The 12,353-nt window shown below is 70.6% G+C and carries 3 protein-coding genes; 2 read left to right on the forward strand and 1 reads right to left on the reverse strand.

The features are described 5' to 3' along the window. Both M4D77_RS21505 and M4D77_RS21510 read left to right on the forward strand, forming a co-directional pair. Positions 1–10,493: non-ribosomal peptide synthetase (locus tag M4D77_RS21505; RefSeq protein WP_259937345.1), on the forward strand; the 10,493-nt coding region annotated here is incomplete at its 5' end. A gap of 8 nt (positions 10,494–10,501) precedes the next feature. After that, positions 10,502–11,536, forward strand: a complete 1,035-nt coding sequence (locus M4D77_RS21510) for a hypothetical protein (protein ID WP_137810305.1) — start codon at positions 10,502–10,504, stop codon at positions 11,534–11,536. Positions 11,537–11,588: 52 nt separating this feature from the next. On the opposite strand, the gene M4D77_RS21515 is transcribed toward M4D77_RS21510, so the two are convergent. After that, positions 11,589–12,218: a TetR/AcrR family transcriptional regulator gene (locus M4D77_RS21515; protein ID WP_137810304.1), complete on the reverse strand. Its 630-nt coding sequence runs from the start codon at positions 12,216–12,218 to the stop codon at positions 11,589–11,591. Positions 12,219–12,353: the final 135 nt, after the last annotated feature.

Here is a 12,353-nt window from a genome sequence, read left to right on the forward strand (position 1 = left end):
CGCTCGCCGAGATCGCCACCACCGCCTCCGCGACCGGCGACCCCGCCACCGGTTCGGCCGTCGAACAGGCTGTCACCGAGCAGGATTCGCCACTCGTCGATCTTCCCGACGCCGATCTCGACCGGCTGCGCAACGACTACCCACGGCTGTCGGACATCTGGCCGTTGTCGCCGACGCAATCGGGTATCCACTTCCACTCGACCCTCGATCCCGATGCGGTGGACACCTACACCGTGCAGTCGACGATCGCCCTCTCCGGCCCGGTCGACGCCGGCCTGCTGCGCCGCGCCGCGCAGGCGCTCGTGGACCGCCACGACGTCTTGCGGACGGCCTTCGTCGAGACGTCGCGCGGCCCGCGGCAGGTCGTCGTCGACGGCGTCGAGGTGCGCTTCCAGACAGTCGATCTCACCGTTGCCGCGGACCGCGGGGCCGCCCGGCGGGTCGCCGCCGCCGACGCCGCCGCCGGTTTCGATCTGACCGAACCCTCGCTGATCCGATTCACCCTCGTGCGGCTCGACAGCGACCACTTCGCCCTGCACGTCACCAACCATCACGTGATCCTCGACGGCTGGTCGATGCCCCTGCTGCTCGGCGAACTGCTCCACTATTACGGCGACCCGGGGCAGATCGGCGCATGCCGGCCGGCAGCCTCGTACCGGGACTACCTCGCGTGGCTCGGCGAACAGGATCAGGACGCCTCGGCGGCCGCGTGGGCGCAGGCCTACGCCGACGTCGACGGACCCACCCGCGTGACCCGGCTCGGTGCCGCGACCACCGTGTTCGACGCCGGTGAGGTCATCGCCGAGCTGCCCGGGCAGGAGTATGCGCGTCTGCGTTCGGCCGCCGCGGAGTCCGCCGTGACGGTCGGGACCGCGTTGTCCGCGGCGTGGGCCCTCGTCCTGCGAACCCTCACCGGCGACACCGATGTGGTCCTGGGCTCCGCGGTCGCCGGACGGCCACCGGAGCTGCCCGGCGTCGACCGGGCGCTGGGGATGTTCCTCAGCACGGTACCGATCCGGGTCCGTCTCGAACCGTCGATGTCATTGCGCGAGTTGCTGGTTCATGTGCAGGACGCGAACGCGCTGGTCCTGGACCACCACTACGTCGGACTCCCGGCCATCCACCGCGCGGTGGGCCGGTCGGATCTGTTCGACACCGCACTGGCCTTCCAGTCGTTCCCGCTGCGCGAGGACGCACTGCAACAACTGGTCACCGCGGCGGGCTTGCACGTCGACAGCGTCACCGGGCTCGACGCCACGCCCTACCCGCTGAGCGTCGTCGTGGCGCCGAAGATCGACGGCGGCGAGGGGGAACCGGGACTCGGCATCACCGTACGGTTCCATCGCGACGAGTTCGACGAGAGCCGCGCACGGGAGATCGTCGACCACTTCGTGGAATGTCTCGCCCGCATCGCCGACGAGCCGGGTTCGCGCCTCGGCGCACTCCGTCACGTCGGGCACGAGGCAGGCGCCGGACGGATCGACGACATGCCGGAACCGGCCACCCTGCCCGACATCCTCACCGCCGCAGCCGGTCAGGCGCCGGATGCGATCGCGGTGACCTGCGGCGAGCGGTCGCTGTCGTACCGGCAGCTGGACGCCGAGTCCGATCGCCTGGCGCGGCAGATCTCGCAGCGGGCGCAGTCCGGCGTCGTGGCGTGCGCACTGCCGCGGTCCGTCGAGGCGGCGATCGCGATCTGGGCGGCGGCCAAGGCGGGAGTGCCGTTCCTGCCGCTGGATCCGAGCCTGCCCGCCGAGCGCATCGAGTTCGTGCTGGCCGACGCCGGCGCCGGGTTGGGCATCACCTTCGGCGCGCGCCGGGCCGCACTGCCCGACAGCATCGATTGGCTCGTCGTCGACGAACCGCGGACGGACGGCCCCCAGTCGAACGAAGCCGGCGGCCCGATCCGGCTCGGGGACACCGCCTACGTGATCTACACGTCCGGTTCCACCGGCACGCCCAAGGGCGTCGTCGTCTCACATCGCGGACTCGCGCAGGTGGTCGCGGCGCAGCGCGCGGTCCTCGGCGTCGACCAGTCGTCGAATGTGTTGCAGGTGGCCTCACCGAGCTTCGACGCCTTCGTGTTCGAACTCCTGATGGCCCACGGGACCGGAGGACGTCTGGTGGTGGCGCCACCCGATGTCTACGGCGGCCCCGCGCTCGCGAATCTGATTCGGCGCGAGCAGGTCTCGCATGCCGTCCTGACGCCGTCGGCACTGGCCACCGTGCCGGCCGACGGTCTCGACACGCTGCGCGTACTGGCGACCGCGGGTGAACCGGTCGGGCCCGAGTTGGTCTCACGGTGGGCCGACGGCCGGAACATGATCAACCTGTACGGGCCGACCGAATCGACCATCTGGGCCACCGCCGGCACGCCGCTGCGGGCGGGTGATCCGATCACGATCGGGACGGCGGTGGGACCGGTGGGCACGATGGTGCTCGACACGTGGATGCGGCCGGTTCCGCAGGGCGTCGTCGGCGAGTTGTACCTCGTCGGCCCCGGCCTGGCCGACGGTTATGTCGGCCGGCCCGCGACGACGGCGGCGCGGTTCGTGGCCTGCCCCGCCGATGCGCCCGGAACCCGGATGTACCGGACGGGCGACCTCGTCCGGGTCTCCCGGTCCGGTGCACTGGAGTACGTGGGACGCAACGACTTCCAGGTGAAGGTGCGCGGCACCCGGGTAGAGGTGGGCGAGATCGACGCGCGCCTCGGATCGCGCGCCGACGTCGCCTACGCCGTGACCGTCCCGCGTGGCGGGAACGGAACGCCGCACTGTCTGGTCTCCTACGTGACCGCCACCGCGGGGGCGTCGCTCTCCGGTGACGAACTACGTGCGTCGCTGGAGCGATCGCTGCCCGCATACATGGTCCCGGCCGCGGTGGTCGTACTGGACGAGATACCCCTCACCCCGACCGGCAAGCTGGATCGAAGTCGCCTGCCCGAACCGGTGATTGCCCCGCGTGGGTTCCGTGCACCGTCCGGCCCGGCCGAGTCCGCCGTGGCGCACGTCTTCCAGGATGTCCTCGGCGTGCCGCGCGTGGGCGCCGACGATGACTTCTTCGCCCTGGGTGGCGACTCGCTGACCGCCTCGGTGGTGACGGCGCGGCTGGGTGCGGAGCTGGGAGTACGGGTTCCGCTGCGGTCGGTGTTCGACGCGCCCGGCGTCGCGGCACTGGCGGAGCTGGTCGGGTCGCTGGGCGACGACCGGCGCACCGCGTTGACGGCAACCGTCCGCCCGGAGCGCATCCCGTTGTCGCTGGCGCAGCAGCGGATGTGGTTCCTCAATCGGATGGAGCCGGAGTCGCCGGCCTACAACATCCCGGTGGTCCTCGAACTCACGGGGCACCTGGACCTCGCGGCGCTCGGGCAGGCCCTCGACGACGTGGTCGGACGGCACGAGGTGCTGCGGACGATCTACCCCGACACCGACGGCGAGCCGTGGCAACTCGTCCTCGACCACGCCCCGGTGCTCCTGGAGTCGACGCGAGCATCGGCCAGCGAGGTCGAGGACGTCGTCTCCGGGTTCGTACGCCGCGGCTTCGACGTGACCGCGTCGGTGCCGATGCGTGTGGCCGTGGTGGCGATCGACCCGGACGGCGTGGACGATCCCCATGGCCCGGACAACCGCGACGCACACGACGACCGGGAGGGGACCCACGGACGTTTCCTGCTCGTCCTCGTGGTCCATCACATCGCCGGTGACGGCCAGTCCATGGCGCCGCTCGCCCGCGATGTGATGACGTCGTACGCCGCCCGCATCGCCGGCGCGGAACCGGCCTGGGAACCGCTCGCGGTCCAGTACGCCGATTACGCGCTGTGGCAGCGAAACATGCTGGGGAGCGCGGACGACCCGACCTCGTTGATGCACGCCCAGCTGGATTTCTGGCGGTCGACCATGGCCGGTGCCCCGGACGTCCTCGATCTGCCCACCGACCGCCCGCGTCCGCCGGTGGCGACCCTCGCGGGCGGGCAGGTGCCGGTGGCGATCGACGCCCGCCTGCACGGGCAACTCCTCGCCCTCGCGCGGGCACATGGCGCGTCGTTGTTCATGGTCGTGCACGCCGCGCTCGCCGCGGTGCTCGGCCGGTTGAGCGGCGCCGACGACGTCGTGATCGGCACCCCGGTCGCCGGGCGCGGCGAACCGGGACTGGAACCGCTCGTCGGCATGTTCGTCAACACCCTCGCGCTCCGGACCGACCTCGACGCCGCGGAGTCGTTCGCCGGATTGCTCGGCCGCGTGCGCGAGGTCGACCTGGACGCCTTCGAGCACTCCGACGTCCCGTTCGAGCGGATCGTCTCCGAACTCAACCCGGAACGGTCCACCGCGCATCATCCGCTGTTCCAGGTCGCGCTGGCCTTCCAGAACCTGTCCGACGTCCATCTCGACCTGCCGGACCTGCGCGTCTCCCGCGCGCAGGCCGACACCGGCATCTGCCAGTTCGACCTCCAGGTGGTCCTCGCCGAGTCCTACACCGAAGACGGCACGCCGCGGGGTCTTTCGGGAACCATGATGTTCGCCCGCGACCTGTTCGATCCGGGGACGGTGACCGGCATCGCCAGTCGGTTGCACCGTGTGCTCGACGCGATCGTCGACGACGCGACAACACCCGTCGGTGACATCGACTGGCTCGGTGGAGCCGAGCGCGCGGAACTGGTGTCGGTGGTGGGACCGGGTGCGGTCGCGGAGCCCGTGCTGCTGCCGGAGATCTTCGCGGCCGCCGTCGTGGCCGACCCGGACGGTGCGGCGGTGATCTGCGGCGAAGTCGAGCTGTCCTATGGTGAGCTCGATCGCCGATCGAATCGGCTGGCGCGGTATCTCATCGACAATGGTGCGGCACCGGAGCGGCCGGTGGCGGTGGCCGTGGAGCGGTCGGCGGAATCGCTGGTCGCGTGGTGGGCCGTCGTGAAATCGGGTGCTCCCTATGTCCCGGTGGACCCGCATTACCCGGCCGCGCGGATCGACCAGATGGTGTCCGATTCAGCTGCGCCACTGGGGATCACGACACGTGGGTCCCGGCCGACGCTGTCCGGGACGCTCGACTGGGTCGTGCTCGACGACCCCGCCACCGCCGCCGAGGTCGCCGAACTGTCGTCGTCGCCGATCCGACAGACCGATCGGGTGTGCCCGGTCCGGCCCGCGAACACCGCCTGGGTGGTCTTCACCTCCGGCTCCACCGGCGTGCCGAAGGGCGTCGCCGTCACGCATGCCGGCGTCGCCGATTACCTCGCCACGCTGCACGTCGACCGTGAGCTCGGAACCTACCCGCGGGTACTGCATTTCGCCTCTCCCTCGTTCGACGCGTCGCTGCTGGAGATCCTGCTCGCCGTGAGCGCCGCGGCCACCCTCGTCGTGGCGCCCACCGGGATGCGGGGTGGTCGCGAACTGGCCGACTTCCTTCGCGATCACCGGGTCTCCCATGCGTTCGTCACCCCGGCCGCGCTGGCCTCGGTGGACCCGGACGGGCTCGACGACCTGCGGGTCGTGATGTCGGGGGGCGACGAGGTACCGACCGACCTGGTGAGCCGGTGGGTGGGTGCCGATCCGGCCGCTGCTCGGGAATTCCGGGTGCTATACGGCCCCACCGAGACCACCATCGTCGCCACCGCCACCGCTCCGCTGCGGGTGGGCGAACGGTCGACGATCGGCACGGCGCTCGCCGGGATGCAGACGCTCGTGCTCGACTCCCGTCTGCAGCCCGTGCCGGACGGGGTCGCGGGGGAGCTGTATCTGTCCGGACCCGCGCTCGCGCGCGGCTACCTGAACAGGTCCGGGGTGTCCGCCGCCCGATTCGTCGCCCACCCCTTCGGCGATGCCGGAGAACGCGCGTACCGCACGGGGGACATCGTGCGCCGCAACCACTCGGGCGACCTGGAGTTCATCGGACGCAACGATTTCCAGGTGAAGGTCCACGGCTTCCGGGTCGAGCTCGGGGAGATCGACGCCGCGCTGGCAGAACTCGCTCGGGTGGCCTACGCCGTCACCGTCCCGCGGCACGACTCCGGCATCGGTATGCGCCTGGTGTCCTACGTCGTGCCCGCGCCGGGCGTCGCCCTCGTCGGTGAGAAACTTCGTGCCGAACTCGGCGAGGTGTTGCCGACGTACATGGTCCCGGCGGCGGTCGTGGTCCTCGACGACATCCCCCTGACACCCAGTGGGAAGCTCGACCGGCGTGCCCTTCCCGCGCCGGTCGTCACCACCCGGAGTTTCCGAGCCCCGGCCACGCCGGTCGAGGAGATCGTCGCGGGGGTGTTCGCCGACATCCTGTCCGTCGATGCCGCGGTCGGTGCCGACGACGACTTCTTCGACCTCGGCGGCAACAGTCTCGCCGCAACGCGGGTGGTGGCGAGAATCGGTGCGGCGCTTGACACCACGATCCCGGTGTCGGTGATCTTCGAGGCGTCCACGGTGACGCGGCTGGCCGCCCGCGCCGAGTCGCACACGGACACCGGGCGTGTCGACCTGGTGGCACACGAACGCCCGGAGCGGATCCCGCTGTCCTATGCGCAGCAACGCATGTGGTTCCTCAACCGGATCGAACCCGAGTCGCCGGCGTACAGCATCCCGGTCGTGGTGCGGTTGTCCGGAAGTCTCGATGTCGACGCCCTCCACCGGGCGATCGGTGATGTCGTCGCCCGCCACGAGATCCTGCGCACCGTCTACCCCTTCGTCGAAGGCGAACCGGCTCAGGTGATCCTGCCCGCGGACTCCGTCCCGATGGAGGTCGTCCAGGTCGCGGAATCCGATGTCGATCAGGCGATCACGGAGCTGATCGCGGCACCGTTCGACCTCACCGCCGGGGCGTCGACCCGGATCGTGCTCTTCGAGCTCGGCGGCGACGCGTGGGTGCTCGCCGTGATCCTGCATCACATCGGCGGTGACGGCTCCTCGTTGGGGCCCCTCGCGCGGGACATCATGACGGCCTACGTCGCGCGTCTGCAGGGCGAGGCGCCCGGATGGGTGCCGTTGCCGGTGCAGTACGCCGACTACGCGATCTGGCAGCGGGCGGTCCTGGGCTCCGAATCGGACCCGAACTCGTTGCTGCGTGCGCAGATCGACTACTGGGCCGAGCAGTTGGCCGGCACACCGCCGTTGCTCGAGCTGCCCACCGATCGGCCGCGCCCGGCCACCCAGTCCTACGTCGGGGAGTCCGTCGGCCTGACCATCGACGCCGATCTGCACGCCGGGTTGCAACGGGTCGCCCGTGCCCACAACACGACGCTGTTCATGGTCTTCCATGCCGCGCTGGCCGCCCTGCTCGCGCGGCTCGCCGCGACCGACGACGTCGCCGTCGGGACCCCGTACGCCGGACGCGGGGAACGTGCTCTCGACGATCTGGTCGGGATGTTCGTCAACACGCTGGTCCTGCGCACCCGGGTGCGGAGCGGGATGTCGTTCGCCGAGTTGATCGATGACGTGCGCACCACCGACCTCGCGGCGTTCGGTCACGCCGACGTCCCGTTCGAACGGCTCGTCTCCGAACTCAACCCGGTCCGCTCCGACGCCCACAACCCGCTGTTCCAGGTGATGCTGGCGTTCCAGAACATCTCGAGCACCGACATCGAACTGCCTGATCTGTCGGTGCGGGCCGTCGAACCGGACACCGGACTCGCCCTGTTCGATCTGCAGGTGACGGTCGCCGACTCCTACGACGCGCACGGGGCGCCGGCCGGCATCACCGGTGGTGTCACGTTCGCGTCCGACCTCTTCGACGCGTCGACCGTGGAGCGGTTCGTCGAACGGTTGGTGGCGATGCTCGAGGCGATGACGATCGACGCCGACCGCCCTGTCCACGACGTGGACCTGCTCGACGACGCCGAACGGTCTGCCGCCCTCCAGGGTCCGAACGCGACGTCGCACGAGGTGGACTCCGCCGAGACCCTCGCCTCGATGTTCGCCGCGGCCGCGGTCGCGTACGCCGAGGACACCGCGGTGATCTCCGGGGCGGTCTCGCAGACCTACGCCGAGTTCTCCGGTCGGGTGAACCGGCTGGCCCGCTGGATGGTCGCACAGGGGGTGGGGCCGGACTCGCTGGTCGCGCTCCGTATACGACGCTCGCTCGACCAGCTCACGGCGATGTACGCGGTGCACGCCGCCGGCGGTGGTTACGTGCCGATCGACCCGGACCATCCGGCCGAGCGGATCGACTACATGGTCGAGTGCGCCGAGCCGGTGCTGGTGCTGTCCGCGCTCGACTCCGTCGATCTCTCCGGGTTCGACGACTCGCCGCTGACCGACGATGACCGGATCACGCCGCTGAACCCGGACGCCCTCGCGTACGTGCTGTTCACCTCCGGCTCCACGGGTCGACCCAAAGGCGTTGCCGTGTCGCATCGTTCGGTGGTCAACCAGCTTCGCTGGATCAGCGCCGAGTACGGGCTGAGCCGATCGGACGTGGTGCTGCAGAAGACTCCCGCGACCTTCGACGTGTCGGTGTGGGAACTGTTCGCGACACTGGCCGTCGGTGCCCGACTGGTGATCGCGCGACCGGACGGCCACACCGATCCGCGCTACCTGACCGAGGTCATGTCCACACATCGGGTCACCATCACCTCGTTCGTGCCGTCGATGCTGGCGGTGTTCGCCGACGCCTTGCCCACCGGCGCGGCGCTGTCGTTGCGGGCCCTGCTCGTCGCGGGTGAGGCCTTCGGGCCCGACGTGGTGGACGCCGCCCGCCGTGCGTTGCCGGACGTGGAGTTGTACAACCTGTACGGGCCGACGGAGTTCACGGTGCACGCGACCTCCTCCACGGTGGGGACGGCCGCCGACGGCGCGGTGCCGATGGGGGTGCCGGTGTGGAACGCCCGTGCGTACGTGCTGGACTCGCGGCTGCGTCCGGTGCCCGCGGGGGTGACCGGCGACCTCTACCTGTCCGGGACTCAGGTGGCGCGGGGCTATCACGGACGACCGGGTCTGACCGCCGATCGCTTCGTGGCCGATCCCTTCGCGGCCGGCGCCCGGATGTACCGCACCGGTGATCTGGTGCGGCGTCGCCGAAGCGGTGCGCTCGAGTATCTGGGACGCAGCGACTTCCAGGTCAAGCTCCGCGGGCTGCGCATCGAACTCGGTGAGATCGAGGCGGTCTTCGCCGCGCACCCGGACATCGCCCGCGCGGCGGCCGCGGTCACCTCGACCGACGCGGTCGACTATCTCACCGTCTACCTGGTGCCGGCGGGGGCCGGCGTGGGGGACGGCGGGGGCAGGTCGGTGAACACCGCCGAGGTCACCGCGTTCGCGTCGGCGGCGCTCCCGGGATACATGATGCCGACGGCGGTGATGGTGATCGACTCGCTGCCGATCACCGCGTCAGGCAAACTCGACCGGGCGAGGCTGCCGCAGCCGACACGTGACGCCTCGGCGTTCCGCGCACCGTCGTCGTGGCTGGAGACCGAGATCGCGCGGACCTTCGAGCACGTGCTCGGTGTCCCGCGCGTCGGCGCCGACGACGACTTCTACGCGCTCGGCGGCAATTCGCTGCGGTCGGTACAGGTCGTCAACGACCTCGAGACCGAGTTGCACGTCGAGATCCCGGTCCGGTGGATGCTGTCCGATTCGAGCCCGGCCGACCTGGCAAGGCGGATCGAGGACGGGATGCGCAACGGGTTCGACGCCGCGCGCGGACCGGGAGACGAGGCGCCGGGCGGGGTGGGCTTCGACGTCCTGCTCCCGATCCGGCCGGAAGGCGAACTGCCGCCGCTGTTCTGCATCCACCCGGCCTCCGGCCTGGCCTGGAGCTACCAGACCCTGAGCCGGCAGGTGCCGCCCGGCCGTCCGGTGTACGGCCTGCAGGCGCCACAGATCGGGGGCGAGACACCCGGCCCCACCACGATCGACGAGATCGCACGCAGGTACGCCGACGAGATCCGGACGGTCCAGCCCGAGGGCCCGTATCACCTGCTCGGATGGTCGCTGGGCGGGGTGATCGCGCACGCGATCGCCGCCGAGATGCGGGCCGCCGGTTCCGAGGTCGCGCTGCTCGCCATGCTCGACACCGAGGCCGACGGTGTCGACTCGTCGGCGATCACCACCGTCACCCCCGGCGAGCTGATCAGCAACCTCGGTCCGGTCCTCGGCATCGACTACGTCAGTGCGGACGCGACCGCCGAACAAGCCGCCGAGCAGATCGCCGAGCGCCTCGGCGCCGGGTTCGGCATCGACGCCGCGACGATCGAGCGGCTGACCGACGCCTACAACCTGCTGATCCGGGCCACCGGCGACTGGGACCCGCCGGTCGTCGACACCGACGTGCTCTACTTCACCGCCGTGCGCGATCGACGGCCGGATGCGTTGGGCGCCAACGGATGGGGGCGGTACGTCCGGGGGAGCATCACGAATGTCGACATCGACACCCACCACCTCGGGATGACCGAGGACGAGGCGATCAGACAGATCGCGGCCGTCCTCGACGATCATCTGACGCGCGAAAGTGCCTCGCGGAAAGCCGCTTCGGGGTTAGCGTTTTCTCACGATGATCGGTTCACCAACAAGAGATGAGGTCGTCCATGGACAAGAACGGCAAATCCGGCGCACACCGTTGCCCACGTCCGCGCGGTCGCCGCCCGGCGGGTGCCCTGCTCGGCTGCGCGTTGGCCGCGTCGCTCACGGTGACGGCCCCGGCCGTGGCCCAGGCGGCCTCACCCGGGGTGGCCCTGCCCGTCCCGGTGGTTCCCTCCTCATCGACGCCGGGAGCACAAACGCTGCCCGGCAACGCTTTCCGCATCGCGCAGATCGACGCCGCGCTGGTCTCGGATGCGGCGCCGGTGGTGGTCGGGTCATGGCCGGACGTGACGTCGGTCGTCCCGACACCGGGGTCGCGGCACCTACGGCCACTCGGTTCGGTGGCGGTGCCGGTCGCCGATGCAGGGGACCGGGTTCGGGTCGGAAACCTGGACCTGACCCGTCCGCGAGCGGTGTCTCCGCAACTGGCCGCGCAGATCTCGGCGGGAGCCGGTGAGATCGTCCAAGGAATCTCGGATGTGTTGCAGAGCAACGGGGTACCGGTCGCGCGGGCCGACCGGGTGGCCGAGCAGATGGTCGGTGATGCCGCGGTCGGTGGCGTCATCGGAGCCGGGGTGGCAGCACCCCTCGCCCTCGCGGTCGGCGGTGTGGTGGGTGCCCCCTTGGGTCTGATACTCACGTTGCCGTTGTGGCCCACGGGACTCGTCGTCGGACCCGTGGTCGGGACGGCTGTGGTCGCCACCCTCGTCGCGCTGCCCGCGGTCGCCGCCGGTGTCGCGATCGGCGCCGCGCACGGCTATGACAAGGGCTGGAAGGTGCCGGTCGACAAGCCGCGACACCTGCGCGCGGACGCCACCGAGGTGTCGGCCGAGCGGGTCGTCGTCCCGCATCAGCCGCGGCATGCCGCCCCGGAGCCGGTCGTACCGCAGGTCACCGGGCCGGTCGGCCGGCAGCTCGCCCCGACCCCCGCGGTGAAGCAGGTCGAACCCATGCGGAGTGTCGGGAGTGGTCCGGCGGACTGCTCCATCGTGCGCAAGATGGAGGTGGCGCTGCAGGGTGGCGTGATCGGAACCTGCTAGCCGTCACGCTCGCGGGAATCCCGTAGCGACGTGGGCCATGTGCGCTCTGTTGCTACAGGATTCGCGAGATCGCGTCGACGACGGTGGCGGCGAGACCGGCAGCCGTGTGCTCGCCGAGCTCGCCGCGCTGTTCGTCGGCGCGCATCATGATGACCGACTCCACCAGCCGGAAGGGGAGCAGCGTCCGCTTGTCGGTGGCGTCGCCGAGTGCCGCGGCCGCCAGGGCGGCATACGAGTCGGCCAATTCCTGGCGCGCCGAACGGAATTCGACGAACCGCTGGTCAGCGACCTCGGGCAGCAGGTACAGGGCACCGAGGTTCCAGCGCGACTGCGCCAGCTGATCGACGTCGAAGCGTGCGAGCTCCAGCAGCCGCGCCAGCGCGGGTCCATCCCCGTCGAGGAGTACCCGCGCGCGGTCGAGTGAGGCGACGACTGTCGTCTCCAGCAGGGTCGCGAGAATGTCGTCTTTGGTGCCGAAGTAGTGGTACATCGACGCCTGTCTGATGCCGACCGCCTCGGCGATCATGCGTGTCGACGTCCCGGTGTACCCGTGGCGGGTGAACAATTCGGCAGCGGCGTCGAGGATCTCCTCGCGCGCGGTCTGCCCGCGGCGTCGGGCCTGTACCAGGCGCGGGCGGCCGCGGCCGGTCGGCGTCGGGGCCGTACTCGAGCCGGACGGCATGTCGTCTCCTCAATTGCGTCAACAGATCTCGCAACCCGGGCATCTTGTGACCCGGATTTCTCGACCCTAGCCGACAGGCCGCGTGCTTCGGCCGTTCGCGGACCCGCCGACCGGGGAAATCCCAGGCGCGTTACG

It is taken from the genome of Gordonia sp. p3-SID1431, from assembly GCF_025143765.1.
Classification (GTDB): domain Bacteria; phylum Actinomycetota; class Actinomycetes; order Mycobacteriales; family Mycobacteriaceae; genus Gordonia; species Gordonia hongkongensis.